The sequence below is a fragment of the Dysosmobacter segnis genome, assembly GCF_014297285.1.
Lineage (GTDB): Bacteria > Bacillota > Clostridia > Oscillospirales > Oscillospiraceae > Oscillibacter > Oscillibacter segnis.
Window position 1 is genome coordinate 41,839 of sequence record NZ_JACOQI010000003.1, and the last position, 25,136, is coordinate 66,974.

24 protein-coding genes are annotated in these 25,136 nt (G+C 58.2%); 9 read left to right on the forward strand and 15 right to left on the reverse strand.

The window, feature by feature from the left end:
• Positions 1 to 34: 34 nt before the first annotated feature.
• The 3 genes from H8Z83_RS04645 to H8Z83_RS04655 form a co-directional block, all read right to left on the reverse strand.
• On the reverse strand, positions 35 to 532 hold the full coding sequence (locus H8Z83_RS04645; RefSeq protein WP_187013969.1) for a YceD family protein: 498 nt from the start codon (positions 530 to 532) through the stop codon (positions 35 to 37).
• A 103-nt stretch (positions 533 to 635) separates the two neighbouring features.
• Positions 636 to 1,097, reverse strand: coding sequence for a hypothetical protein (locus H8Z83_RS04650; protein ID WP_187013970.1), 462 nt, complete (start codon positions 1,095 to 1,097; stop codon positions 636 to 638).
• On the reverse strand, positions 1,094 to 1,402 hold the full coding sequence (locus H8Z83_RS04655; protein WP_187013971.1) for a hypothetical protein: 309 nt from the start codon (positions 1,400 to 1,402) through the stop codon (positions 1,094 to 1,096). Before H8Z83_RS04655 ends, H8Z83_RS04650 begins: the two co-directional genes overlap by 4 nt.
• A gap of 92 nt (positions 1,403 to 1,494) precedes the next feature.
• Between H8Z83_RS04655 and H8Z83_RS04660 the strand changes: the two genes are divergently transcribed.
• The 6 genes from H8Z83_RS04660 (at position 1,495) to H8Z83_RS04685 (ending at position 7,144) form a co-directional block, all read left to right on the forward strand.
• Positions 1,495 to 2,463: an RluA family pseudouridine synthase gene (locus H8Z83_RS04660; RefSeq protein ID WP_187013972.1), complete on the forward strand. Its 969-nt coding sequence runs from the start codon at positions 1,495 to 1,497 to the stop codon at positions 2,461 to 2,463.
• A gap of 189 nt (positions 2,464 to 2,652) precedes the next feature.
• The gene (potA, locus tag H8Z83_RS04665; RefSeq protein WP_187013973.1) at positions 2,653 to 3,795 is read left to right on the forward strand and encodes a spermidine/putrescine ABC transporter ATP-binding protein; all 1,143 of its coding nucleotides are present in this window, start codon (positions 2,653 to 2,655) and stop codon (positions 3,793 to 3,795) included.
• A complete protein-coding gene (locus H8Z83_RS04670; protein WP_187013974.1) occupies positions 3,785 to 4,642 on the forward strand; it encodes an ABC transporter permease in 858 nt (285 codons plus the stop codon). Before potA ends, H8Z83_RS04670 begins: the two co-directional genes overlap by 11 nt.
• Entirely contained in the window at positions 4,639 to 5,505 is an 867-nt protein-coding gene (locus H8Z83_RS04675) for an ABC transporter permease (protein ID WP_320864687.1), read from the forward strand. Before H8Z83_RS04670 ends, H8Z83_RS04675 begins: the two co-directional genes overlap by 4 nt.
• Before the next feature lie 62 nt (positions 5,506 to 5,567).
• Positions 5,568 to 6,704 (forward strand): ABC transporter substrate-binding protein, encoded by a 1,137-nt coding sequence (locus H8Z83_RS04680; protein WP_187013975.1) that lies wholly within the window; start codon positions 5,568 to 5,570, stop codon positions 6,702 to 6,704.
• A gap of 44 nt (positions 6,705 to 6,748) precedes the next feature.
• Positions 6,749 to 7,144, forward strand: coding sequence for a thioesterase family protein (locus H8Z83_RS04685; protein WP_187013976.1), 396 nt, complete (start codon positions 6,749 to 6,751; stop codon positions 7,142 to 7,144).
• A gap of 192 nt (positions 7,145 to 7,336) precedes the next feature.
• On the opposite strand, the gene H8Z83_RS04690 is transcribed toward H8Z83_RS04685, so the two are convergent.
• Genes H8Z83_RS04690 through pyrH form a run of 8 tightly spaced genes read right to left on the reverse strand, consistent with a single transcriptional unit; the run spans position 7,337 to position 17,612 of the window.
• On the reverse strand, positions 7,337 to 11,323 hold the full coding sequence (locus tag H8Z83_RS04690; protein ID WP_187013977.1) for a PolC-type DNA polymerase III: 3,987 nt from the start codon (positions 11,321 to 11,323) through the stop codon (positions 7,337 to 7,339).
• Positions 11,324 to 11,358: 35 nt separating this feature from the next.
• Complete coding sequence (ispG, locus tag H8Z83_RS04695; protein ID WP_187013978.1) at positions 11,359 to 12,396, reverse strand: flavodoxin-dependent (E)-4-hydroxy-3-methylbut-2-enyl-diphosphate synthase; 1,038 nt, start codon at positions 12,394 to 12,396, stop codon at positions 11,359 to 11,361.
• A gap of 9 nt (positions 12,397 to 12,405) precedes the next feature.
• On the reverse strand, positions 12,406 to 13,497 hold the full coding sequence (locus H8Z83_RS04700; RefSeq protein ID WP_187013979.1) for a M50 family metallopeptidase: 1,092 nt from the start codon (positions 13,495 to 13,497) through the stop codon (positions 12,406 to 12,408).
• Complete coding sequence (locus H8Z83_RS04705; RefSeq protein ID WP_187013980.1) at positions 13,494 to 14,654, reverse strand: 1-deoxy-D-xylulose-5-phosphate reductoisomerase; 1,161 nt, start codon at positions 14,652 to 14,654, stop codon at positions 13,494 to 13,496. The genes H8Z83_RS04700 and H8Z83_RS04705 overlap by 4 nt, the downstream gene beginning before the upstream one ends.
• Positions 14,655 to 14,673: 19 nt before the next feature.
• Positions 14,674 to 15,525: a phosphatidate cytidylyltransferase gene (locus H8Z83_RS04710; RefSeq protein WP_187013981.1), complete on the reverse strand. Its 852-nt coding sequence runs from the start codon at positions 15,523 to 15,525 to the stop codon at positions 14,674 to 14,676.
• A 32-nt stretch (positions 15,526 to 15,557) separates the two neighbouring features.
• On the reverse strand, positions 15,558 to 16,310 hold the full coding sequence (gene uppS / locus H8Z83_RS04715; protein ID WP_187013982.1) for an undecaprenyl pyrophosphate synthase: 753 nt from the start codon (positions 16,308 to 16,310) through the stop codon (positions 15,558 to 15,560).
• Positions 16,310 to 16,867: a ribosome recycling factor gene (gene frr, locus H8Z83_RS04720; RefSeq protein WP_207731991.1), complete on the reverse strand. Its 558-nt coding sequence runs from the start codon at positions 16,865 to 16,867 to the stop codon at positions 16,310 to 16,312. The genes uppS and frr overlap by 1 nt, the downstream gene beginning before the upstream one ends.
• 25 nt (positions 16,868 to 16,892) lie before the next feature.
• On the reverse strand, positions 16,893 to 17,612 hold the full coding sequence (pyrH, locus tag H8Z83_RS04725; protein ID WP_187013983.1) for a UMP kinase: 720 nt from the start codon (positions 17,610 to 17,612) through the stop codon (positions 16,893 to 16,895).
• A gap of 235 nt (positions 17,613 to 17,847) precedes the next feature.
• Here pyrH and H8Z83_RS04730 point away from each other — a divergent pair, with 235 nt between their 5' ends.
• The gene (locus H8Z83_RS04730; RefSeq protein ID WP_187013984.1) at positions 17,848 to 19,410 is read left to right on the forward strand and encodes a helix-turn-helix domain-containing protein; all 1,563 of its coding nucleotides are present in this window, start codon (positions 17,848 to 17,850) and stop codon (positions 19,408 to 19,410) included.
• Between the two features lie 192 nt (positions 19,411 to 19,602).
• Here the strand turns inward: H8Z83_RS04730 and tsf are convergent, their stop codons facing one another.
• From tsf to H8Z83_RS04745, 3 genes are all read right to left on the reverse strand, one after another.
• A complete protein-coding gene (tsf, locus tag H8Z83_RS04735; protein WP_187013985.1) occupies positions 19,603 to 20,523 on the reverse strand; it encodes a translation elongation factor Ts in 921 nt (306 codons plus the stop codon).
• Positions 20,524 to 20,580: 57 nt separating this feature from the next.
• The gene (gene rpsB / locus H8Z83_RS04740; RefSeq protein ID WP_187013986.1) at positions 20,581 to 21,306 is read right to left on the reverse strand and encodes a 30S ribosomal protein S2; all 726 of its coding nucleotides are present in this window, start codon (positions 21,304 to 21,306) and stop codon (positions 20,581 to 20,583) included.
• A 216-nt stretch (positions 21,307 to 21,522) separates the two neighbouring features.
• Entirely contained in the window at positions 21,523 to 21,801 is a 279-nt protein-coding gene (locus H8Z83_RS04745) for a YlmC/YmxH family sporulation protein (RefSeq protein WP_187013987.1), read from the reverse strand.
• Between the two features lie 139 nt (positions 21,802 to 21,940).
• Here H8Z83_RS04745 and sigG point away from each other — a divergent pair, with 139 nt between their 5' ends.
• Together sigG and H8Z83_RS04755 are read left to right on the forward strand one after the other, a co-directional pair.
• Positions 21,941 to 22,711, forward strand: a complete 771-nt coding sequence (sigG, locus tag H8Z83_RS04750; protein WP_187013988.1) for an RNA polymerase sporulation sigma factor SigG — start codon at positions 21,941 to 21,943, stop codon at positions 22,709 to 22,711.
• Between the two features lie 162 nt (positions 22,712 to 22,873).
• Positions 22,874 to 23,287 carry a PaaI family thioesterase gene (locus tag H8Z83_RS04755; protein ID WP_187013989.1) on the forward strand — a complete coding sequence of 138 codons (414 nt, stop codon included), beginning with the start codon at positions 22,874 to 22,876 and terminating at the stop codon, positions 23,285 to 23,287.
• A 45-nt stretch (positions 23,288 to 23,332) separates the two neighbouring features.
• Here the strand turns inward: H8Z83_RS04755 and H8Z83_RS04760 are convergent, their stop codons facing one another.
• Positions 23,333 to 25,063 carry a glutamine--tRNA ligase/YqeY domain fusion protein gene (locus tag H8Z83_RS04760; protein WP_187013990.1) on the reverse strand — a complete coding sequence of 577 codons (1,731 nt, stop codon included), beginning with the start codon at positions 25,061 to 25,063 and terminating at the stop codon, positions 23,333 to 23,335.
• Between the last annotated feature and the right edge of the window lie 73 nt (positions 25,064 to 25,136).

The following is a 25,136-nucleotide window of genomic DNA, read 5'->3' on the forward strand; positions in this document are numbered from 1 at the left end:
TGATCTACAAAGGCCAGGCGGCCTTATTTATACTTTATTTGTTCTCCAAAAGCTTTGCAAGGACCGCCAGACGGGGGTCTACATCCTTTTTGCAGGAGCAGGGTCCCAGATTCAGGTCGGCACCGCAGTGGGGACAAAGTCCCTTGCAATCTTCAGAACACAGAGTTTTCGTGTCCATGTCGAGAATAAAGGCTTCGCGAGCCAACTCACCTACGTCCACCTTGCCGTCTTCCAGCAGGAGGATCTCGTCATCCTCCTCGTTCTGCAACTCTTCCGCCAGAATACAGCCGTAAGAAACCGCCTTCTCCTGAAGGAATTCCTTTCCGCAGCGGTCACACACAGCGTCCAACGTGGTGTGAGCCGTCAGCTCCAGATAAAGGACTTCCGCCCGGTTCCGAACCGCGCCTTCCACAATGACGGGCCGGCTGATGGGATTTCTTCCGCCGAATTCCATATCGGACAGATCCAGCTCAAACTGAAAATTCAGTTCCTTGCCGGGGATATGCAGAATAGGTCTAACGTCAATGAGCATAAGCTACCTCGCAATGACACGTTTAGTATTATATAGGATTGCATCCGCAATGTCAAACAGTTTTTTTGATTTTCCGTCAGTTTTTTCAAAAACGGCGGTGGGATCAAATTTCATCGTCCAACGGCGCCTCTTTTTTCTTCTCCGGGACCTCAAAACCCAAAATTCTCAGCTTGAAGCCCTTACAGATCCGCTCATACCCGGCGGCATGATAAACATCCTTGGGCCAGCGCAGGTTCCAACAGTCCCGCAGAACGCCCGCAAAGGGCCGCAGTTCCTGATCCGCCATGAGCATAGGCGTCAGATACCCTACTACCACCTGCTTGGTTTCGCCCCGGACCGTTGTGCGGTTCCAGAAGCGTGCCTGCTTCCACTGGGCCTCCAAGGCGTCCAGCAGGCTGTCCGCCAAAGCAGGAAGCCCGGACTCCCCCGCTTCCCGCACCGCCGCCAGATAGTCCGGCGTGAAGCGACCGCAGTATTCCCGGAACGTGGACTCATATCCCAGGCGGGTAAAGCCCTCCAGCCATTTGCCGTTGTCCGTCAGCGCCGCCAGCAGCCGTTCCGTCATAGGGGATCCTCCTCGTCGCCGTTGTCCGCGGGAAGCTCCTCTTCCACCGGATCATCGTTCCAAGTGGAGGGATCGTCCTTGTGGGCAGCGCCGAACTGATACGCCTTCCATTCCCGGCGCAGCAGCCAGAAGCCCACGCCGATGAACACCGCCGCAGCGGGAATGACCACCAGGATTGGAGAACTGCCGGCTCCGTCCCTGTACAGGCTGTACAGCAGCTTGCCGCCTAAATAGATCAGATAACCGCCGGCCAAGGCCCAGACAAAATTGACCTGACCGGTCTGCTCTTGCTTTTGTTTCTTCATAGCTTCGCCTCTTTGATTTTCGTTCCGCGCTTTACAACACGAGAAAAAGCGGGTATGATGAGAGCAGTCCACAACGAAAACGGAGGATGCTCATGCGGGAATTTACCATTGGAAAAAATGACGCCGGACAGCGGCTGGACCGCTTTGTAGCCAAGAACCTGCCCCTGCTCCCCCCTGCCCTGCTGCAAAAGTACATCCGCCTGAAGCGGATCAAGGTCAACGGCAAGGGGTCTAAGCGGGATGTCCGTCTGGAGACCGGCGATATTCTTCAATTATACATCAATGATGAGTTCTTTGACAAGCCCAATGAGGAAAATCTCTTTCTCACGGTGTTCAAGCCACAGTTGAATATTGTCTACGAGGATGAAAATCTGCTGCTGGTGGACAAGCGCCCCGGTATGTCCGTCCACGCTGACGAAACAGAAAAGGTCAACACCCTCATCAATCACATTCAGGCATATCTTTACCAGAAACGGGAATGGAATCCCAAGTGGGAAAATGCCTTTGCCCCGGCGCTGTGCAACCGGATCGACCGGAACACCGGCGGCATCGTTATCGCCGCAAAGAACGCGGAGACCCTGCGGATCATCAACGAGAAGATCCGTGCTCACGAGCTGGAAAAGTCCTACCTGTGCATCACCGTGGGACGGCCCAAGCAGCCGGAGGGAAAAATCGAGGGCTTTCTGCTGAAAAACGAGGCCAAAAAGGAGGTCCGGTTCTTCCACAAGCCGGTGCCCGGCGGCAAGACCGCCGTCACCCTTTACCGGACTCTCGAAAGCCGGGGCGGGCTGTCTCTGGTGGAATGCCGTCTGCTGACGGGCCGTACCCACCAGATCCGCGTTTCCATGGCGGAGATTGGCTGCCCCCTGCTGGGGGACGGCAAGTACGGCAAGGGCGATGTGAACCGCCGCTATCATGAGACCCGGCAGGCGTTGTACTCCTACAAGCTGCGGTTTGATTTTCCCACCGACGCCGGTCTTTTGAACTACCTGAAGGGGCAGGAATTTACAGTGGAAAACGTCCCCTTCCGGGAGAAATATTTCCCAGAAATACCTTCTTAATATCTTTTTTGAAAAACGCCCGACAAAATTGGGCGTTTTCCTTGACATTTCAAGGGTTTTCCGCTATGATTCTGAATTGCCGAATTTCAAAGAAACAGGGTCCCCCCTTAACAGAGAGAAGAGGCGGCATTTTTCAGGCCCCCACCGGAAAACGGGTGGGAAACGGCCTTATGAAATGGGGGAGGATACATGTCCAAAGAGTTGATTCGCCTGCGGGATCTCTGCATGGCATTCGACGACGAGCCGGTTCTCGATCACATTAACCTTTATATCAATGACAAAGAGTTCCTCACACTTCTCGGACCCAGCGGGTGCGGCAAAACCACCACGCTGCGTATTATCGGAGGTTTCGCGACGCCTACGTCGGGAGATGTCCTGTTCGATGGTGTGAGGATTAATGACGTCCCGCCCTATCAGCGGCAGATCAACACCGTTTTCCAGAAGTACGCCCTGTTCCCTCACCTGAACGTGTATGAGAACATCGCCTTCGGTCTGCGGATGCAGAAGCTGCCGGAGGCTGAGATCAAGGAGCGGGTCATGGAGATGCTGGAGACCGTCAGCCTCAAGGGCTTTGAGCACCGGCGTCCGGAGGCCCTTTCCGGCGGTCAGCAGCAGCGGGTAGCCATTGCCCGTGCGCTGGTGAACCGTCCCAAGGTACTGTTGCTGGACGAGCCTCTGGCGGCGCTGGACCTGAAGCTGCGGAAGGATATGCAGATCGAGCTAAAGCGGATTCAGCAGCAGGTGGGCATTACCTTTATATATGTGACCCACGATCAGGAGGAAGCTCTCACCATGTCCGACACCATCGTGGTCATGGATAAGGGCTCCATTCAGCAGATCGGAACGCCAGAGGATATTTATAATGAGCCGAAGAACGCCTTCGTAGCGGACTTCATCGGCGAGTCCAACATCATCGACGGCATTATGCCCGAGGATAACGTGGTGCAGATGTACGGTCGGCGCTTCCCCTGTCTGGACGGTGGCTTCGCTCCCAACGAGGCGGTGGACGTGGTCATCCGGCCGGAGGACATCGACATCGTCCCCGTGGAGCAGGGCCAGCTTACCGGCACCGTCACCTCCGTGACCTTCAAGGGAATGCAGTATGACATCATCGTGGATTTCCGGGGCTTCAAGTGGCTGATCCAGACCACGGACCACTGCCCTGAGGGCGCCCGCATCGGCATCAAGATCGATCCAGACGGCATCCACGTCATGAAAAAGAGCGCCTACTCCGGTATGTTCGGCGATTATTCCTCCTTCTCTGAGGAATACGATGAGCTGGACGACGCCACCCTTTCGTCGGATGAGGAGGAGAGCGGGGATGAAGAATAACCGTCTTTCCCGCTTCGCCATCCCCTATGTGATCTGGATGGCGCTGTTCGTGGTGGCCCCTATCATCATGGTGGTCATTTACGCGTTTTCCGCCTCTGTCGGCGGCTTTACGCTGGATAACTTCGCCAAAATGGGCACCTACACCGTGGTGTTCACCCGCTCCTTCAAGCTGGCCCTCATCGCCACCGCCATCTGCGTGCTCATCGGCTACCCCGTGTCCTACAAAATGAGCAAGGAGGGCCCCCGGTTCCAGCGGCTGGCCATGGTGCTCATTATGCTGCCCATGTGGATGAACTTCCTGCTGCGGACCTATTCCTGGATGGCGATTCTGGAAAACAACGGTCTTTTGAATCAGCTGTTCCGGAAGATCGGGCTGATCGCCCTTTACAACAACATCTTCGGAACGGACATCAGCTTTTTCCGGATGATCAATACCCAAGGGGCCGTGGTGCTGGGCATGGTGTATAACTACCTGCCCTTCATGATCCTGCCTATCTATTCCGTGATCGTCAAGCTGGACCACAGTCTCATCGAGGCGGCCCGGGATCTGGGTGCCAACTCCGTTCAGGTGTTCCGGCGGGTGATCCTGCCCCTGTCCCTCCCCGGTGTGCTCTCCGGCATCACCATGGTATTCGTCCCCTCCGTGTCCACCTTTGCCATCAGCAAAATGCTGGGCGGCGGTACGGAAATGCTGCTGGGCGACCTCATCGAACAGCAGTATATGGGCGGCGCGTACAATCCCTATCTGGGCGCGGCCATCTCCCTTGTGATGATGGTGATCGTGGTCATCTGCATGGTGGTCATGAACCGCTTCGGCGAGGGCGAAGAACAGGCGGTGATGATGTGAAGAAGAACAATTCGTTTCTGGACCGCCTGTTTATGGCGCTGGTGTTCGTGTTCCTCTATGCGCCCATCGTGCTGCTGATCGTCTTTTCCTTTAACTCCGGCAACAGCAACATGGTCTGGAAGGGCTTCTCCCTCCATTGGTACACGAAGCTCTTCCGCAACCGGATCATCATGCAGAGTGTGTACACCACCCTGCTGGTGTCCCTGCTGGCCACCATCATCGCCACTGTGGCCGGGACCTTCGCCGCCATCGGCTTTTACGCCATGCGCCGCCGGGTCCGGAATCCGCTGATGACCGTCAACAACATCCCCATGATGAACGCGGATATCGTCACCGGTGTTTCCATGTGCCTGCTGTTCGTAGCGTTTTTCAGCGGTTGGGGCAGCTTCGCCTCCTGGTTCAACACGTTGGGGCTGTTCCGGCTCCCCACCCACCTGACCATGGGCTTCGGGACGCTGCTCATCGCCCATATCACGTTCAACATTCCCTATGTGATCCTCTCCGTCGGCCCCAAGCTGCGGCAGATGGACCGCAATCTGGTGGACGCGGCTATGGATCTGGGCTGCACCTGGATGCAGGCCTTCTGGAAGGTCATCATCCCGGAGATCAAGCCCGGCATTGTCTCCGGCGCGCTGACGGCCTTCACCATGAGCATTGACGATTTCGTTATCAGCTACTTCACCGCCGGGTCCTCTTCCTCTACTCTGGCCATGACCATCTACGGCATGACCAAGAAGAAGGTGACCCCGGAGATCAACGCCATCTCCACCCTGCTGTTTGTGACAGTGCTGGTCCTGCTGGCGGTCATCAACGTCCGGGAGGCCCGACAGGAGCGCAAGCTGGCCGCGGAGCAGCGGCGATAAGAACGGTTTCACGGCGTAAGCCTGAAATAGAAAAATCAAAAAAACACTGGAGGAATGATCAATTGAAAAAAGCATTAGCCTTGACTTGTGCCATGACCATGGCGGCAAGCCTGTTTCTCACCGGATGCGGCGGCAGCGACTATACAACCATGAGCGGCAACGGCTCCGACAACAATTCCGGCAGCAGTAACGGCAGCGGCAAACGTGTTGTGAATGTTTGCAGCTGGGGTGAATACATTGACGAGGACTTGATCTACAAATTCGAGGACGAGACCGGCATCAAGGTCAACTACCAGACCGCCGAGAGCAATGAAGCCCTGTACTCCCTGCTGAAAACCGGCGCTGGTGACTATGACGTCATCGTCCCTTCTGACTATATGATCGCCCGTCTCATCGACGAGGGTATGCTGGCAGAGCTGAACTACGACAACATCCCCAACTATGAGAAGATCGGCGAGCAGTACAAGAGCCTGAGCTTCGATCCCGAGAACAAGTACACCGTTCCCTACACCTGGGGCACCCTGGGCATCATCTACAATTCCACCATGGTGGACGGCGACATCGACAGCTGGGACGCCATGTTCGACGAGAAGTACGCCGGCAACGTCCTGATGATCCGCAACTCCCGGGACGCTCTGGCCGCCGCCCTGCTGGATCTGGGCTATGACATCAACACCACCGACGAGGCTCAGATCCGGGAAGCCTACGAGCTGCTGGCAGACGCCAAGAGCAAGGGTGTGTACCAGTCCTTCGTGATGGACGAGGTCTTCGGCAAGATGGAGGGCAGCAACGCCGCCATTGCCATGTACTACGCCGGTGACTACCTGACCATGCTGGACAACAACCCCGATCTGAAGTTCGTGGTACCCAAGGAGGGCAGCAACTGGTTCGTGGACGCCATGTGCGTTCTGAAAACCGCTCAGCACAAGGAGGAGGCCGAGGCGTGGATCAACTTCATCGCCTCCACGGAATCCAATCTGGCCAACATGGACTACATTGGCTACGCTTCCCCCAATCTGGAGGCACTGGAGGGTTATCCCGCTTACTACGAGGAGACCTACGGCGAGCCTCTGGACGAGGAGCGCTATGAGATCATGGCCGCTCCCGACGAGGTGCTGGCCCGCTGCGAGCTGTATACCAACCTTCCCGCCGACACGCTGACGCTGTACAACGATCTCTGGACGGAGCTGGGTATTTAACAGAAACCACAGTCCCGCCGACGCGGGACGGAAAGGAACTGAGTATGATTGAAATTGGCGCAAAATTGACTGTTGAAAAAACGGTCACCCCGGAGCTCACCGCACAGATGGCCGGTTCCGGTATGCTGCCGGTGTTCGGCACCCCCTTTATGACGGCTATGATGGAAAATGCCGCAGCCAGCGTCCTTCAGCAGTATCTGGAGGAAGGCAAGGGCAGCGTGGGCACCCATCTGAATGTCTCCCATGACGCCCCTACCCCCGTGGGTATGAAGGTCTGGGCGGAGGCTGAGATCACCGCCGTTTCCGAAAACGGCAAGATGATCGACTTCGCCGTAAAGGCGTGGGACGAGAAGGGCCCCATCGGCGCAGGCACCCACACCCGGGCGATCATCACCAATGACCGCTTCCTCAGCAAGTGCAACAGCAAGCTGGATCAGTAAATCTTTTGAAAGCAAAACAGCCCCCGTATTCGTTGGATACGGGGGCTGTTTCTGCAAGCTGTATTTACTTTACGCGGGTTGAAATCAGGTCGTTTATCTTCCTCGAGTTTCCCGTCTGCCTGGGCTTTTAAAAAACACGGCTCCATGCGGTATTAGCCGCGTGGGGCCGTGCTTGTTTTGCACGGAAAAGCTTTAAAACAGGGTGATCTGGCTGGTGTCCGCCATGCCCGCGAAAGCGCCCAGCGCCTTCAACTGCTCGATATGGGTCTTGGACAGCTTATTGCAGCACATGGCAAACTCCTCAACGGAGATGAACTCCTTCCCCTTTCGCTTTTCCACCGTGTCCAAAGCCGCCGCCTCGCCTAAGCCGTGGACCGTCACAAAGGGCGGCAGAAGGCCCTTTTCTGTGACGATAAACTTGGTGGCGTCCGACTTGTAGATGTTGATGGTGTCGAAATGGAAGCCCCGGAGATAGAACTCATAGCACACCTCCAGCGTGGTCAGCAGGTTCTGCTCCACGGCGGTGGCGTCCTTGTTGTTTTCGATCTCCTTGATCTTCCGCTTCACCGCGTCCATGCCGGCACAGCAGTATTCCGCGTCAAATGCCTTGGCCCGGACGGAAAAAAAGGTCGCATAGAACGCCAGTGGCTCATGGACCTTGAACCAGGCGATGCGGAAGGCCATCATGACGTAGGCCACGGCGTGGGCCTTGGGGAACAGATAGCCGATCTTGGCCAGAGACTCAATGTACCAGTCCGGTACATCGTGCTCCATCATGGCCTCCTCCCAGCCCTCGTCGAAGCCGCCCTTCTTCACCTTGCCCTTTCGCACCTTCTCCATGATCTTGAAGCTCATTTTGGGGTCAAGGCCCTTGGAGATCAGGTACAGCATAATATCGTCACGGCAGCCCACAGTTTCCAGAACGCTGGCGGTGCCGCTGAGGATCAGCTCCCGGGCGTTGCCCATCCACACGTCCGTACCGTGGGAGAAGCCGGAGAGCCGTACCAGCGTATTGAAATCCTTGGGCTGGGTGTCAATGAGCATCTGGCGGGTGAACCGGGTGTTGAACTCCGGGATGGCCACAGCGCCGGTTGGCCCCAGAATAGGGTCATTCTCATAGCCCAGCACCTTGCTGGAAATGAAAATGGACATGGTCTCCGGATCGTCCAGCGGGATCTCATGGGGGTCCACGCCGGTGAGATCCTGCATCATACGCACCATGGTGGGGTCATCGTGTCCCAGCATATCCAGCTTCAGGATGTTGGCCTCCATGGAGTGATATTCAAAATGGGTGGTGATGGTATCGGAATCATCGGCGTCCGCCGGGTGCTGCACCGGGCAGAAATCCTCCATATCCTTGTCGTCCGGGACCACCACCAGGCCGCCGGGGTGCTGGCCGGTGGTGCGGCGGACGCCAACGCAGCCCAGGGTCAGCCGGTTTTCCTCCGCCCGGCAGGCCACGATGCCGTTTTCCTCCAGGTACTTCTTCACGAAGCCGTAGGCGGTTTTCTCCGCCAGGGTACCGATGGTACCCGCCCGGAACACCTGGGTCTCACCGAACATCTCAATGGCGTGGCGGTGGGCCCGGGCCTGGTATTCGCCGGAGAAGTTCAAGTCGATGTCCGGCACCTTGCCGCCGCCGAAGCCCAGGAAGGTCTCAAAGGGAATGTCAAATCCGTCCTTCACGTATTTGGTGCCGCAGACGGGACAAACCTTATCCGGCATATCCGCGCCGCAGCCGTAGCTGCCGTCCAGAATGAATTCGCTGTTTTTGCACTTAGGACAGCGGTAGTGGGGCGGCAGGGAGTTGACCTCCGTAATGCCGGACATATAAGCCACCAGTGACGAGCCGACGGAACCTCGTGAGCCAACCAGATAGCCGCACTCGTTGCTGCGCTGCACCAGCTTCTGGGCGGACATGTACACCACGTCGTACTTGCCTAAGATACCGCCCAGCTCTACGTTCAGACGGTCCACGATCAGCTGGGGCGGGTCCTCGCCATAGAGCCGATGGACCTTTTCCCAGACCAGACGGTTCAGGTCCTCTTCGGAATTTTCCAGCCGGGGCGGGAATAGCTCCGCCGGCAGCAGCTCGAAGGTCTCGATCTGATCCGCCACCAGACGGGTGTTGGTGACCACCACCTCGTAGGCCTTTTCCTCCCCCAGATACTGAAATTCCTCCAGCATTTCCTGAGTGGTCTTGAAGTAGATCGGCAAAGGCTCGTTGGCGTCCGGGAACTTCTTGGATGCCAGCAGGATATGCCGGTACACTTCGTCCTCCGGCTCCCGGAAATGGACGTCGCCGGTGGCGCAGACGGGTTTCCCCAGCTCCTCGCCGAGGCGGACGATGATACGGTTGAATTCCCGCAGGTCTTCCTCGCTCCGTGCCTCGCCGTTGCGGAGCATGAAGGCGTTGTTGCACAGGGGCTGAATTTCCAGATAATCGTAAAAGGACGCGATGCGCTTCAGTTCGTCCCAATCCTTGTGATCCACCACAGCCTTGAACAGCTCGCCGGCTTCGCAGGCGGAGCCGATGATCAGGCCCTCCCGATGGGCGATCAGCTCACTTTTGGGAATGGTAGGCACCCGCTTGAAATATTTCAGGTTGGAAGCGGAGATCAGCTGATAGAGATTTTTCAGGCCCACCTTGTTCCGGGCCAGAATAATGATGTGCTTGGGAAAACGATTGGACTTGCTGCCCAGAGGCCGCAGCTTTTCCATCTCCTTATTGACGGCCTGGAGGGTGTGGATCCCCCGCTCATGGAGCATTTTCCAGAACGGGATCAGCATGTAGCCCACCGTGGCGGCATCGTCGCTGGCCCGGTGGTGATTGAAGGCGGGCAGGTCCAGATGGTCCGCCACAATGTCTAACTTGTACTTGCCGAGACCCGGCAGCAGGTTCTGGGCTAAGATCAGGGAGTCCACATAGGTGGGGTCAAATTCCAGCCCCACCTTCTTGCACCCCGCCCGGATAAAGCCGATGTCAAACTCCGCGTTATGGGCCGCCAGCGGCCGCCCGTTCACAAATTTCAGAAAATCCGTCAGGGCGTCCTTCAGCTGGGGGGCGTCCTTCAGCATTTCGTCGGTGATGCCGGTGAGGCCGATGATCTCCGGTGTCAGGCGGCGGTTGGGGTTCACAAAAGTCTGGAACCGCTCGGCGATCTCGCCGTTTTTCAGCACCACCGCGCCGATTTCCGTAATGGCCTCCCGATCCACCTTCAAGCCGGTGGTCTCAATATCGAAGCAGACGAATTCGTCGTCCAGCCCGCAGTCCCCCCGGCCGTGGACGGCAATGCGGTCGTCCACGTTGTTGATAAAATACCCCTCCACGCCATAGAGGATCTTGATCTTGTCCCCGGCGGCGTGCCACGCGTCCGGGAAGGACTGGGCCACACCGTGATCCGTGATGGCAATGGCGGGATGGCCCCAGCGGATGGCCTCCTTGATGACCTCCTTCGTGTCCGTCAGGGCGTCCATATTGCTCATTTTTGTGTGGAGATGCAGCTCCACACGCTTCACCGGGGCGGTATCCTGCCGTTCCTCGTGCTGGATGACGTTGATGTGGTAGGGATTGAGCTGGATGTCCTTGCCGTCCCAGGTGGGCTCCATCTTGCCCTGAACGCACAGCCACATACCGGGATTGATCTTCCCATCCAGGCCCTTGGCTTCCTTTTCCGTCAGGTTTTTATGGACGGCCACGGAGCTGGTGTAGTCCGTCATCTCCACATGGAGCCGCCACATACCGGGCCGCCGGGTCTCCACACATTCCACGGAGAACACCTTGCCGCTTACCGTGGCATTGCCCATTTTCAGATCCAGCGTCTTCATTTCCACGGGCTTGACCTTGATGGGGTTGCCCATCAGGACCGGCCCTGATGGACCTCCCCCGGACGGGGCGGACGGCGCGGCCGCTGCCTTCCGCTGCGAGGGCAGCTGTTCCTCCTTCAGCGTGACCCGGAATCGCACCTCGTTCAGTCCGTAGCCGTTACGGATGGCGCTGTTCAGCTCGTCCAGATCCGACGGCTCCAGAGGGTGCTTCACGATCATCGCCAGCTCCATAGAGAGGGTGTCCTGATGGATGCAGGCGCTGGCGATCACCGCCCCCAACAGCTTTAGCCGCAGCTCCGGGGAGAGCTGCAGCTGCGCAAATAATTCAAAAAACGGTATCTCTCTCGACATGCGTCCTTCTTTCCCCTATCTTATGTAAAAGCCGCTTACAGCTTTTCGATTTCCTCCATCAATGCGTCTACAAGCCGCTCCTGAGGCACCTTGTAAAGGATCTCTCCTTTGCGGAAAATCAGGCCCTCGCCCTTGCCGCCGGCGATGCCAACATCCGCGGCGGCAGCTTCTCCGGGCCCGTTGACGGCGCAGCCCATCACCGCCACGGTGATGTTTTTCGTACAGTTCATCAGACGACGCTCCACTTCCTCCGCCATAGGGATCAGGTCGATCCGGGTGCGGCCGCAGGTGGGACAGGCGATGAGATTCACGCCCTCTTTCCGCAGACCTGCCGCCCGCAGGATCTTTTTGGCAGCGTAGATCTCCTCCACCGGGTCCGCCGTCAGGGTCACCCGAATGGTATCGCCGATGCCCATGCACAGCAATCCACCGATGCCCATGGCAGACTTCACCATACCCATAGAGGGCGTTCCGGCCTCGGTGACGCCCAGATGCAGCGGGTAGTCCGTCTGCTGGCTCAGCAGCGTGTAGGCCCGCATGGTCAGCGGCACGTCGGAGCATTTCACGGAAATGCAGATATCGTCAAAATCGAACCGGTTCAGCAGCCGGACATGGCCCATGGCGCTCTCTACCAGCGCCTCGGCGGTCACGCCGCCGTACTTGGCCCGCAGCTCCTTTTCCAAAGAGCCGCCGTTGACGCCGATGCGGATGGGGATGTTCTTTTGGCGGCAAATGTCCGCCACGGCCTTGACCTTCTCCTCCCCGCCGATGTTGCCGGGGTTGATCCGCAGGGCGTCGATCCCCCGCTCGGCGCACATCAGCGCCAGCTTGTAGTTGAAGTGGATGTCTGCGATCAGGGGAATAGCGATCTGCTCCTTGATCTTGTCTACCGCCTTGGCAGCGTCCTCGTCCGGCACCGCCACCCGGATGATCTCGCATCCGGCATCCTCTAATGCGTGAATCTGGGCCACAGTAGCGGCCACATCGTCGGTTTTCGTATTGCACATGGACTGGATGGACACGGGGGCACCGCCGCCCACAGCCACCTTGCCAACCATCAATTTCTTTGTCATATTGATCGCCTACTTTACCAATTTGAATACATCCTGGAATGTTACCAGCAGCATAAAGCCCATCAGCAGGACAAAGCCCGCCGTGTTGATGGCCGCCTGATACTTCTCCGGCACCTTCCGCTTGAACAGTGCCATGGAAACTGCGTCCACCAGCAGGAAAAAGATCCGTCCGCCATCCAGCGCCGGCAGGGGCAGCAGGTTCATCACCGCCAGATTCACAGCGATCAGCGCCGCGAAATAGGCGATGCTCTCCGCCGCAGCCAGCAGGCCGTTCTGGTCATTCTGTTCCGCCGTTTCCTGAGCCTCGGTGCCTACATCCTTGATGGTGGTCACAATGCCCACCGGCCCGCTGAGGTCATTGAGTCCGGCCCCGCCGGTAACAAGCTGGCCCAGACTGAACCACACAAGCTGCACGAAGTCCATGGTCTGATACCAGATGTAGCGGATGCGGTTGGATACGGTGGCCGGGACAGACAGCCGTCCCACATACAGGCCGAAGCCCTGATAAGGCTCCCCCTGCTGGTCAGTGCAGGTCTGTCGGGCGACGTTTTCCACCAGAATATGCCGCCCGTTCCGGACGACCTCAATATCCGCCGTGTCGCCGGAATAGCTCAGAAACATCTGGGCGTCGCCGCTGAAATAGGTGCGCCAGCCGTTGATCTTATAGATCTGGTCCCCGGCCTGTAAACCGTTTTCCCCGGTCCGGGACACCTCCGGGGCAAGGCCTGTGATCCCGTCCACAAAGAAGGTCCCGGCACTGCTGAACAGGATCGCCACGATCAGCAGTCCCGTCAGGAAATTCATGAAAGCACCGGCGGCTAAGATCACGAATTTTTTCCAGAAGCCCTGACGGGTGAAGGCCCGGGCGCTGCCCGTGTCTCCGTCCTCCCCCTCCATGGCGCAGTAGCCGCCGATGGGCAGGACCCGGAAGGAATAGGCTGTCTCCCCCTTCTTCCGGTGCCAGACGGCAGGGCCCATGCCGATGGAAAACTCGTTGACCTGTACGCCGCAGAGCTTCGCCGCCAGAAAGTGACCCAGCTCATGCACGGCGATGAGCACGCCGAAAATCAAGATCGCCGCCAGGATGTAGACAAAGCTCATGAATGTCTCCTTGCAAATGCGGACTTCACGGCCTCTCGGGCGGCGTGGTCCGCTGATAAAATTTCCTCCAACGAGGGTGTTTGCGTCACCGGGACGGTCGCCCGCGCCGCCGCAACCAGGTCGGAAATGTCATAAAAACCAATTTTTTCCGCCAAAAACAGACGGACGGCTTCCTCGTTGGCGCCGTTCAGAATGGCGCAGGCCGTGCCGCCTGCCTCGGCCGCCTCCTCCGCCAAACGGAGGCAGGGGAAAGTCTCCCGGTCCGGCTCCAGAAAGGTCAGGGACGGGCTGTTCAAAAGGTCCAGCGGCGGTGCCGGGTTCTCCCCCCGCTCCGGGTAGGTCATGGCGTAGCGGATGGGCAGTCGCATATCCGGCGTACCCAACTGGGCGAGAACGGCTCCGTCCTTAAATTCCACCATGGAGTGAACGATGCTCTGCGGATGCACCATGACGGACACCTGCGCCAGCGGCAGACGGTACAGCCGCATGGCCTCGATGACCTCCAGCCCCTTGTTCATCAGTGTGGAGCAGTCCACGGTGATCTTGGGGCCCATAGTCCAGTTGGGGTGCCGCAGGGCATCGGCCCTGGTCATGCGCCCCACCTCGTCCCGGCCCATCCCCCGGAAGGGCCCGCCGGAGCAGGTCAGGATCAGCCGCCGGATCTCCCGACGGTCGGCGCAGCCCTGCAAGCACTGGAAGATGGCGGAATGCTCGCTGTCCACCGGCACGATCTCCGCACCGCAGCGGTCCGCCTCACTCATCACCAGTTCACCGGCGCAGACCAGAGTCTCCTTATTGGCTAAGGCGATACGCTTTTTCTCTCGGATGGCAGCCAACGTGGCCTTCAATCCCACCATACCAACCACGGCAGTGACCACCGTTTCCGCCTCCGGGATCACGGCGGCGTCCACCAGAGCATCTGTACCGGCCAACACCTTTACAGACGTGTCCTGCAAGCGAACTGCCAGTTCCTTTGCAGCTGCTTCCTCCGTCATCACCGCCAGGCGGGGACGGAACTTTCGGCACTGTTCCTCCATTCGCTCCACATTGGAGTTGGCGGTCAGTGCCGCCACCTGCAGGCCCAGCTGTTCCGCCACATCCAAGGTCTGACGGCCGATGGAGCCGGTGGAGCCCAATATTGAGATCGTATTCATCATAGTATGTCCTCTATGTCTCTTAAAGCATACCCGCGCACACGAGCAAATAGATCCACGGGGTGATAAACAGGGTGGAATCGAATCGGTCCAACATTCCGCCGTGGGTCAGGAAAATGTGACTGTAATCCTTCACGCCCGCCTCCCGCTTGATGAGGGACATGGCGAGATCGCCCAGCTGGCCGATGGCGTTGGTCACCAGACCGGCCAGGATCAGATTCAGATAGTTCGGCTCGTAACCCAGCCACATCCGGGCCACCACACCCCAGAGCACCAGTCCCAAGGCGCTGCCGATCAATCCGGCGACAGAACCCGCCCACGTCTTGTGGGGGCTGACCGCCGGGGCCATTTTCCGTTTTCCGAACAGCATCCCGCCGTACATGGCAAAGCTGTCTCCCAGAAAAGCCACGCAGAATGGCAGCAGTACATACATCTTGCCGTACAGCCCGTCCATCCGCAGCAGGAAAATGGCGCTGTACATCATGGGAAACACTGTGCCGCCCATCATCGCTGTGGCAACATCGGCAAAGGGCATGGCGTTCGGCGTTCCGTAGCTTTTGACGGCAACGAAAAACAGGACTGTCAGCAGTACCAGCGGGACGCACAGGATCCGGACCATGCCCACGGACTGATAACTGTCATAAAACTGCCAGGTATGCGCGTCATAGATGACCCATTCCTGCGCCACGGCAGCCAGAATGGTAAACGCGTAGACACACTTGGGCACTTTCTTTCCCGCCGTGTGCAGCAGCTCATAGGCCGCAGCAGCGGCAATGCCGCATACCACGATCACCGTCACCCAGTCCGGACACAGCAGCAGCGCCGCCAGCAGCAGCGGCAGGCCAATGATGACCACCAACCATCTTTGCAACATAGAATTTCAGTCCTTTCAACACCTGTAAGGGCTTATTTCTTCACACCGCCGAACCGGCGATCCCGGCTCTGGTAGGCGGCGATCGCCTTGTCCAGCTCCTCCTCATCGAAGTCCGGCCAGAGGGCATCCGTGTAATAAAACTCGGAATACGCACACTGCCACAGGAGGAAGTTGCTCAGCCGCTGCTCCCCGCTGGGGCGGATGATCAGCTCCGGGTCCGGGATGCCGGCAGAGTCCAGATAGGTGGAAAACAGCGTTTCGTCCAGGTCCTCCGGCTTCCGCTTCCCTTCCGCACACTCTGCCGCAAACCGGCGGACAGCCCGGAGGATCTCATCCCGGCCGCCGTAGTTCAGACAGACATTGGCCTGAAAATCGTCCTTGGACAAATGCTCCGTGATCTCGTCTGTCTCGTGGGCCAACGCCCGCAGCTCCGGTGCGATGGGCGTCATGTCTCCAAAGAAGTGGAGTCGGATATGGTCCCGCTCCATAGTGTCCACGGCTTCCAGCAGATACTTCTTCAAAAGCGCCATAATGGCGGAGACCTCTGTCTCCGAGCGCTTCCAGTTTTCCGTGGAAAAGGCGTAGACCGTCAGGTACTTGACGCCGATGTTCTTGCAGTAGGTGGCGATCCGGCGGAAGGTCTCCGCCCCCGCCTTATGTCCCGCGGTGCGGGGCAGCCCCCGCTGGGTGGCCCAGCGGCCATTGCCGTCCATAATAATCGCAATATGGCGAGGTGGGCTGGCAGCCCACCCCGCCGTATGCAGCGTGTTTCGTGTCTCGCTCATCAAATCTCCATCAGTTCCTTTTCCTTGCGGGCCAGCAGCTCGTCGATCTTCTTGCTGCTGTCATCCGTCAGCTTCTGAAGATCCTTTTCTGCCTGCTTCAGATCATCCTCGGTGATCTCGGAAGCCTTTTCCTTCTTCTTGAAGGACTCCATGGCATCCCGGCGGATGTTGCGGATGGCCACCTTGCCGTTTTCCGCGTACTTGCGGATCTGCTTGACCAACTCCTTACGGCGCTCCTCCGTCAGCTGAGGGAAGTTCAGACGGATATTCCGGCCGTCATTCTGGGGATTGATGCCCAGATCGGAGTTCAGAATGGCCTTTTCGATGGATTTCAGCGCAGAACCGTCCCACGGAGAGATCTGCAAAATCCGGGGGTCCGGGGTGGAGATCGCCGCGATCTGCTGAATAGGGGTGGGGGTGCCGTAGTAATCCACCATAATGCGGTCCAGCACGGCGGCATTGGCACGGCCTGCCCGGACGGAAGCAAAGTCCGCGGCGGCAGAGTCGATGCTCTTATTCATTTTTTCCTCGTAGATCTTGTAATCGTCTTTCAACATAGCTTGGTTCCTTCCTTTCGCACCTTTATTCTTTTACGATCGTGCCCACGTTTTCGCCGCAGAGGGCCCGGATGATATTCTCCGGGTCCTTCAGGGCAAAGAGCAGCACGGGAATGTGGTTATCCATAGAAAGAGAGGTTGCGGTGGTGTCCATCACCATCAGATGCTGGGCCAGCACTTCATCATAGGAAATGCTGTCATACTTGACGGCGGTGGGGTCCTTCACTGGGTCGGCGCTGTACACGCCGTCCACGTTCTTGGCCAGCAGGATCACGTCCGCGTCGATCTCAGCCGCCCGCAGTACTGCTGCCGTATCCGTGGAGAAATAGGGGTTGCCGGTACCGGCGCCGAAGATGACCACGCGGCCTTTTTCCAAATGCCGGATCGCCCGGGAACGGATGTACGGCTCCGCAATGGCCCGCATCTCAAGGGCGGTCTGCACCCGGACGGGGATCCCCTTCTGCTCGCAGACGTCCGCCACTGCCAGACAGTTCATAACCGTAGCCAGCATACCGATGTGATCGGCGCGGGTCCGCTCCATTTTGCCGCCGCCGCTGTTCTTGGCGCCCCGCCAGAAGTTGCCGCCGCCGACGACCAGACCCACCTGAACGCCCATGTCCAGACACTTCTTGATGACGTCGCACACCTGACCAATGACCTCAAAATCCAGACCGGAATGCTTGTCTCCCGCAAGGGCCTCGCCGCTGATCTTCAATAGGACACGATGATATACCGGTTTTTCCATAATGACCTCCTGTGGCATATGTTATCAGTGTCTATTTTACCTTATTTTCCGTCGTTTGGAAAGGGGGTATCCGAAGATTTTCACAGGAAAATTCCATGACCGGTTTTTGTTGGAATTCCGGTCTTTTTTCCGCCCGCAACCGATAGTTGACAGCCGGGTGGTAGCCAATAGCGGCCCCGTATGGTATACTGAAGTCGAAATTCCACCGATACCCCCTATGGAAGGAGAACGCGATATGACACTTGGACAGCGCATCAGCCTGTATCGAAAAAAGCTGAATATTTCTCAGGAGGAGCTGGGTGCCCGATTGGGCGTCAGCCGGCAGGCCGTCAGCAAATGGGAGACCGACCTCTCTGCCCCGGATCTGAACAACCTGATCGGACTGGCCCGGGAACTGGGCGTTTCCGTGGCGGAGCTGACGGAAACGCCGGAGGAACCGGTGCCGCCGAAAAACACCAGCAAAAAGTGGTGGTTCCTCCTGAGCGTATGCGTTCTGCTGCCGGTTCTGATTGCCGGGTTCCTTCTCTACCGGATCAACCAGCCGCCTGCGGGGCAGGTAAGCGATTATGCTGAGCCCGCGTCGGACTTTTACCTGCAATGGCAGGTTCCCCGGACGGACGGCCGGGAATGGTATGAGTTCCTGACTTTGGGAAATCAGGATGTGCCCTTCCCCTTTCACACCTCCCTCCATCTGACGGCTCCGGAGAAGATCGTCACGGAGGGCACCGACCTCCATTTAGCCGCCGTCCACCACGCGGTCTGCGGCGGACTGTATGTGGATTACATTCGCTTTCAGGCCGACCCGGAGCAGGGGCAGGCCGCCGGGGATACCATCTGCCGCATTTCCACCATGGCCCCCGGCTTCTGGACGCCCCGTGGTATCAGCGTCGGTAACGAAAAATCCTTTGTGGTGGACGCCTATCACTCTGGCAAGGAGGATCAGGCGGAAGGAACGCTGCTGTACGGTCTCAAGGAGGCGGATGGGTATTCGCTGGTTCCCCATGACTATCTGTATATCTGGAGCGCCTTTGAGGAGGGCCGCGGCTATCAGACGATCTATTTCTTCATAAAGGATGGCCTGGTGGCGGGCATCTCCATGGAGCTGATGCAGGATATGGGAGACTTCTACGCTGCCGCCAACAATACCTCCACCTTCCCGGTGGATGAAAACGGCGACCCGGACTTCTCCCACCGGCAGGACCTTCCACAGGAGCCGATAGATGCCACCCGGCAGGTCTATATTGCATGGAACCAGCTTGTGACCAACGAAAACCTCTCCGCAGAGGAACGGTACGCCTACCGCCGGGATGTTTTCACCAACCTGCCGGATATGGATTGGCAGGAATTCGGAGCGTTGGGCGGTATCGACAGCAGTGGTACCATATTTGCCTTGCTGGATTGGCTCTCCCAACAGGAACACTACTCCAGTGGTGATATTTATTTCATTCAGCGCGGTTATGCTGCGCGCGGCATCGACGGCGCTTACGCGGAGGATTACTGCTATCTCCTCTCCCGGGCTCTCTTTTCTGATCCGGTGGCTTATGCCAAGGCGCTGGCCCGCAGCACTGCCGATGATGAGGCGGTGCAGACTCTGATTATGGGAGGCACCGCCTACGGTGCAGACTACTACCCCGCCGACTGCGAGACAGCAGTCTCCGCTCTGGACGCCGCCATCAATGCCAATGCCTTGACGGCAGAAGAAACCGGTTGGGCCAAGCTGCTGCGGTACTACCTGGCAAATCCCAATGATGGCTATTACGCCGACTATCCCAAAACGCCGGCAGAGCTGGAAAACTGACCATGCTTGCCGCTCCCCGCTCAAAAGACCGATCCAACACGGGCAAAACTACGAAACCGTCCCCATGTTTGGCTCTGCCAAACACGGAGGCGGTTTCTCTGACGGATCTTGATTTCTGCCGTCATCGTGATTGAAGCAAAAAGGACAGCCGCATTGCGGCTGTCCTTTTTCAGACGATATTCGGTGTTGGGCTTAGCCCTTGACCATCTTGGCGATCTCCTCAGCGAAGTTCTCCTGCTTCTTCTCGATGCCTTCGCCCTTCTCAAAGCGGATGGCATCCACGAAGGTGATCTTGCCGCCCAGCTTCTTGGCAGCGTCAGCGATATACTGCTCCACGGAGCCGGTGAACACATCGCCGCGGACAAACTCCTGCTGCAGCAGGCAGTTCTCGGAGTAGAACTTGTTCATCTTGCCCATGACGATCTTCTCGCGGACCTGCTCGGGCTTGTTGGCCATCTTGGGATCATTCTCCATCTGGACCATCATGATCTTCTTTTCCTCGTCCAGCACGTCCTGAGAAACCTGGGACTTGTCCCAGAAACGGGGATTCAGAGCGGCGATCTGCATGGCAACGTCCTTGCCCACGGCGGTGGCGTCAATATCGCCCTCCACCTTCAGGTTCACCAGCACGCCGATCTTGCCGCCGGCATGGATATAGGGAACGGACACGCCCTCAGTGAAAATGGCGAAGCGGCGTACCTTGATGTTCTCGCCGATGACGAGGACCATCTCCTGCTGCTGCTGCTCAACAGTCAGGTCGGTGCCGTTGTACTTGCAGGCCATCAGGGCCTCCAGGTCGGCGGGCTTGTTGGCGGCCACGGTAGCGGCAACACCCTTGACAAAGTCCACGAACTTCTCATTCTTGCCCACGAAGTCGGTCTCGGCGTTGACCTCAACGACCACGCCCACGCCGTCGATGACAGCGGCGTAAGCCATGCCCTCGGCGGCAACACGGCCAGCCTTCTTGGCGGAGGCGGCCAGGCCCTTTTCACGCAGGAACTCAACGGCCTTGTCCATGTCGCCGTCGGAAGCGGTCAAAGCCTTCTTGCAGTCCATCATGCCTACGCCGGTCATTTCGCGCAGGTTCTTAACATCAGCAGCGGTAAAAGCCATAATCTTTTTCCTCCAATTTATATAGTATCGGAGCTTGCGCTCCCGCAGAGTCTTGGTTTATTCGGCAGCGGGGGCCTCAGCGGCCTCGTCCATCTGCTCGCCCTGCTTGCCCTCCAGCATGGCGTTGGCCATGACGGAAGCGATCAGCTTGATGGCGCGGATGGCGTCATCGTTGCCGGGGATCACATAGTCGATCTCGTCGGGATCGCAGTTGGTATCGGCGATAGCCACCACGGGGATGCCCAGCTTGTGAGCCTCAGCAATGGCGTTGCGCTCCTTGCGGGTATCCACGATGAACAGAGCGCCGGGCAGCTTCTTCATGTCCTTCACGCCGCCGAGATACTTCTCCAGCTTCTCAATCTCGCCCAGGTGCTTCATGACTTCCTTCTTGGGCAGCATATCGAAGGTGCCGTCAGTCTGCATGGCCTTCAGCTGGTTCAGACGGTCCACGCGGGTACGCATGGTCTTGAAGTTGGTCATCATGCCGCCCAGCCAACGAGCGTTGACATAGTACTGACCGCAGCGGGTGGCCTCTTCCTTGATGGCCTCCTGAGCCTGCTTCTTGGTGCCGACGAACAGCAGGGACTGGCCGTTCTCAGACAGCTGACGGACGAAAGCGTAAGCCTCCTCCAGCTTCTTCACGGTCTTCTGCAGGTCAACGATATAGATACCGTTGCGCTCGGTGTAGATATAGGGAGCCATCTTGGGGTTCCAGCGACGGGTCTGGTGACCGAAATGGACGCCTGCCTCCAGCAGGGACTTCATGGATACGACACTTGCCATAGTTTGATTTCCTCCAAAAATTTAGTTTGTACCTCTGGCTGTTTCCTCCCCTCTGCTAACCCGTTTTTTTACAAATGGGCACAAACAAAGAGTCCGCAGCCATGCGGAATGCTGAATTATCATAGCACAATGTGAAACGGATTGCAAGAATTATTTCCAAAAAATACGTGAAATTTTCGGCGTTTCTCCGAAAATTCCACGTTGAGCTGTTTTTTATCAGAATTTTTTCCGCCGGCGGCGTTCCAGCGCCGGGTCTCGGTGCTGGGCGGGCTTGTCGATGAGGATGATGTCATCCCCGATCCGCTGGATGCTGTCCCACGGGACGTAGTACTCCTCTCCCCTGCCGAACAGCCCGAAAAAACGGGCGGGACCGTAGACGATCAGGGCTGCCGTCTGGCCGTCCGGCATCCGGAGGTCCACGTCCCCCACAAAGCCCAGCCGTCCGCCGTCCGTAATGTTGATGACCTCTTTTCGCCGCAGTTCCCGTATTCGCATCTACGCCGCCCCCTTTCAAAAAATGGTATGCCGATCTGGGACTGTCCTATGCCGCCGGAATCGGCAAAAACCTCCCGTATAGGAAAAACGCGGCAGGGGCATACTGACTCCGTCGAGCTTAACGGCAGGAGGCGGATATATGCAGGGGAAAGTGGAGATTGCGGGGGTCAACACGGCAAAGCTGAAGGTCCTGAAAAGCAGTGAGACCATGGAGCTGCTCCGCCGCAGCAAGGCCGGGGACCGGCAGGCCCGTGAAGAGCTGATCGAGGGGAATCTGCGGCTGGTGCTGTCGGTGATCCAGCGGTTCGCGGGGCGAGGTGAAAGCGTGGACGATCTGTTTCAGGTTGGCTGCGTAGGGCTCATCAAGGCCATTGACAATTTCGATATTTCTCAGCCGGTAAAGTTTTCTACCTACGGTGTGCCCATGATCGTAGGCGAGATTCGCCGCTACCTCCGGGACAACAGCGCCATCCGGGTTTCCCGCTCCATGCGGGACACCGCCTACCGGGTCTTGCAGGCCCGGGAACACCTCATGGCGGAAAACCAGAAAGAGCCGACGGTGGAGGAGATCGCCAAGGTGCTGGATATTCCTCGGGAGGAGGTTGTCTTTGCCATGGACGCCATCGTGGACCCGGTCTCTCTGTACGAGCCGATCTATGACAGCGGCGGCGACGCCATCTGCGTCATGGATCAGGTCAGCGACACGAAAAACACAGATGAGCGCTGGACGGAGCGCATCGCCTTGAAGGATGCCATGAAGCTGCTGGACCCACGGGAGCGGCGCATCCTGTCCCTGCGGTTCTACGAGGGCAAGACCCAGATGGAGGTCTCCGCCGAGGTGGGCATCTCTCAGGCGCAGGTGAGCCGGTTGGAAAAAGGGGCTATCAACACCATCCGCAAGCACTTATAGGAGAAAAACCGCCGGAGCGCTGCTCCGGCGGTCAATTCTGTATTCCACCGCGCGGTTGCAAGCGAAACGAAACGGTTTTTGAGCATTTTCTTCTGTTTTCGTTTGACCTTTTCTGTCAAAGCGTGTAAAATGGGGCAAAATCATGTTGAGGAGTTCCTGCAAATGGATATGCAAAAAATTCTGGAATACCGCAACGCCCGCAACCGCTTCTGCCAGCGTATCGGCATCACGGTAACGGAGCTGTCCCCCGGCTATGCCAAGGTGGTCAAGACCGTAACGGAGGACGATCTGAACCCCGTGGACGTAGCCCATGGCGGCCTGTTCTTCTCCATGGCGGACAATGCCGCCGGCTCCGCCATGGCGGCTTACGGCGGACAGGCGGTGACGCTGAACGCCCAGTACAATTTCATGCGTGCAGCCAAGGCAGGCGATGTTCTGACCGCTGAGGCCCGGGAGGCCAAGCACGGCGGCACCGTCTGCGTATTCGACATCCGGATCACGGATCAGGACGGAAATCTGGATGGCACCGGTACCTTCACCTTCTACAACCTGAAAAAGCCCCTGAAGATCGACTGAGCAAAAAAGGTCTGCCCCGAAATCGGGACAGACCTTTTATTTGGCTTACTTTTTGAAGCTATCCTTCAGGCTGACGCTGCGGTTGAACACCGGATGGCCCGTCTTGGTATCCTTGTTATCCAGGCAGAAGTAGCCCAGACGCATGAACTGGTAGGCGGGAGCCGTCTTTCCGCCCTCGTGGTTTTCAGCGTAGCGGTCCGCGGCGGCGGCCAGGCCAGCTTCCACCTTGCAGTCCGTCAGGACCTCCAGAGAGCCGGGGTTCAGGCACTCGATGAAGTCCTTGTCGGCGGCGTCGGGATTGGCGTCGGTGAACAGGTTGTCATAGAGCCGCACCTCGGCGTCCACGGCGGTGGCGGCGTCCACCCAATGAATGGTCGCGCCCTTCACCTTCCGGCCGTCGGCGGGGTCACCGCCCCGGCTGTCGGGGTCATACTCGGCAGCGATCTCGGTCACATTACCGTTTTCATCCGTCTCATAGCCGACGCACTTGATGAGATACGCACCCTTCAAACGGCACTCCGGGCCGTTGGGAGTCAGACGCTTGTACTTGGGGATCGGCTCAGCCATAAAGTCATCGGCCTCGATCCACAGGCTGCCGGAGAAAGGTACTTCCCGGGTCCCGGCAGAGGGGTCCAGCGGATTGTTCTCCACGGTGACGGTCTCCGTCTTACCGGCGGGATAGTTGGTGATGGTCAGCTTGATGGGCCGCAGAACAGCCATCACCCGCTGGGCGGTCTCGTTCAGATCCTCCCGGAGGCAGTGCTCCAGGAAGCCGTATTCCACCACGTTGGCAGACTTGGCCACGCCGATGCGGTCACAGAAATTACGGATGGACCGGGCGGTGTAGCCCCGGCGGCGCAGGCCGCAGAGGGTGGGCATCCGGGGATCGTCCCAGCCGGAGACCCGGCCTTCCTCCACCAGTTTGCGGAGCTTGCGCTTGCTCATGACCGTGTGGTCGATGCCAAGACGGGCGAACTCGATCTGACGGGGATGGGCAGGCAGGTCGCAATGCTCGATGACCCAGTTGTACAGGGGACGGTGGGCCTCAAATTCCAGAGAGCACAGGCTGTGGGTAATGCCCTCCAGTGCGTCCTGAATGGGATGGGCGAAGTCATACATGGGATAGATGCACCACTTGTCCCCCTGACGGTGATGGTGCATGTGGTTGATCCGGTAGATAACGGGGTCACGCATATTGAAGTTGCCGCTGGCCAGGTCGATCTTGGCCCGCAGGGTCATGGAGCCGTTGGGGAACTCCCCTGCCCGCATCCGGGCAAACAGGTCCAGACTCTCCTCCACGGGACGGTCCCGGTAGGGAGACGTGGCAGGAACGCCGATGTCACCCCGGTGGGCGCGGAACTCCTCGGGAGACAGCTGGCACACATAGGCAAGGCCCTTTTTGATGAGGCCCACCGCCTGACGGTAATCCTCCTCAAAATAGTCGGAGCCGTAGAAGAAGCGGTCACCCCAGTCGAAGCCAAGCCAGTGGATGTCCTCCTTGATGGCCTCCACGAACTCCTCGTCCTCTTTGGTGGGGTTGGTGTCATCCATCCGCAGGTTGCACAATCCGCCAAACTTCTCAGCGGTACCGAAGTCGATGGTCAGGGCCTTGCAGTGGCCGATATGCAGATAGCCGTTGGGCTCCGGCGGAAACCGGGTGTGGACGGTCATGCCTTCAAACTGTCCGCCCTGGGCAATATCCTCCTCAATAAACGTGTGGATGAAATTGCGGCTTTCGGGGGCCTCCGCCGCCGTGGTCTTGATCTCGTCAGCCATTGCTGTCAGTCCTTCCTGAAAAAATCTATCACAAATTGGCATTATACAGAAGCTATGGAGAAAATGCAAGGAA

Bases quoted from the DNA above. Each gene is read 5' to 3' on its own strand.
- tsf (WP_187013985.1), bottom strand. From the start codon at position 20,523: ATGGCTTTTACCGCTGCTGATGTTAAGAACCTGCGCGAAATGACCGGC.
- frr (WP_207731991.1), bottom strand. From the start codon at position 16,867: ATGTTGAAAGACGATTACAAGATCTACGAGGAAAAAATGAATAAGAGC.
- H8Z83_RS04700 (WP_187013979.1), bottom strand. From the start codon at position 13,497: ATGAGCTTTGTCTACATCCTGGCGGCGATCTTGATTTTCGGCGTGCTC.
- potA (WP_187013973.1), top strand. From the start codon at position 2,653: ATGTCCAAAGAGTTGATTCGCCTGCGGGATCTCTGCATGGCATTCGAC.
- pyrH (WP_187013983.1), bottom strand. From the start codon at position 17,612: ATGGAAAAACCGGTATATCATCGTGTCCTATTGAAGATCAGCGGCGAG.
- H8Z83_RS04760 (WP_187013990.1), bottom strand. From the start codon at position 25,063: ATGGCTGACGAGATCAAGACCACGGCGGCGGAGGCCCCCGAAAGCCGC.
- H8Z83_RS04705 (WP_187013980.1), bottom strand. From the start codon at position 14,654: ATGATGAATACGATCTCAATATTGGGCTCCACCGGCTCCATCGGCCGT.
- H8Z83_RS04745 (WP_187013987.1), bottom strand. From the start codon at position 21,801: ATGCGAATACGGGAACTGCGGCGAAAAGAGGTCATCAACATTACGGAC.
- H8Z83_RS04645 (WP_187013969.1), bottom strand. From the start codon at position 532: ATGCTCATTGACGTTAGACCTATTCTGCATATCCCCGGCAAGGAACTG.
- rpsB (WP_187013986.1), bottom strand. From the start codon at position 21,306: ATGGCAAGTGTCGTATCCATGAAGTCCCTGCTGGAGGCAGGCGTCCAT.
- H8Z83_RS04670 (WP_187013974.1), top strand. From the start codon at position 3,785: ATGAAGAATAACCGTCTTTCCCGCTTCGCCATCCCCTATGTGATCTGG.
- sigG (WP_187013988.1), top strand. From the start codon at position 21,941: ATGCAGGGGAAAGTGGAGATTGCGGGGGTCAACACGGCAAAGCTGAAG.
- H8Z83_RS04710 (WP_187013981.1), bottom strand. From the start codon at position 15,525: ATGTTGCAAAGATGGTTGGTGGTCATCATTGGCCTGCCGCTGCTGCTG.
- H8Z83_RS04685 (WP_187013976.1), top strand. From the start codon at position 6,749: ATGATTGAAATTGGCGCAAAATTGACTGTTGAAAAAACGGTCACCCCG.
- uppS (WP_187013982.1), bottom strand. From the start codon at position 16,310: ATGAGCGAGACACGAAACACGCTGCATACGGCGGGGTGGGCTGCCAGC.
- H8Z83_RS04655 (WP_187013971.1), bottom strand. From the start codon at position 1,402: ATGAAGAAACAAAAGCAAGAGCAGACCGGTCAGGTCAATTTTGTCTGG.
- H8Z83_RS04650 (WP_187013970.1), bottom strand. From the start codon at position 1,097: ATGACGGAACGGCTGCTGGCGGCGCTGACGGACAACGGCAAATGGCTG.
- H8Z83_RS04755 (WP_187013989.1), top strand. From the start codon at position 22,874: ATGGATATGCAAAAAATTCTGGAATACCGCAACGCCCGCAACCGCTTC.
- H8Z83_RS04690 (WP_187013977.1), bottom strand. From the start codon at position 11,323: ATGTCGAGAGAGATACCGTTTTTTGAATTATTTGCGCAGCTGCAGCTC.
- H8Z83_RS04660 (WP_187013972.1), top strand. From the start codon at position 1,495: ATGCGGGAATTTACCATTGGAAAAAATGACGCCGGACAGCGGCTGGAC.
- H8Z83_RS04730 (WP_187013984.1), top strand. From the start codon at position 17,848: ATGACACTTGGACAGCGCATCAGCCTGTATCGAAAAAAGCTGAATATT.
- ispG (WP_187013978.1), bottom strand. From the start codon at position 12,396: ATGACAAAGAAATTGATGGTTGGCAAGGTGGCTGTGGGCGGCGGTGCC.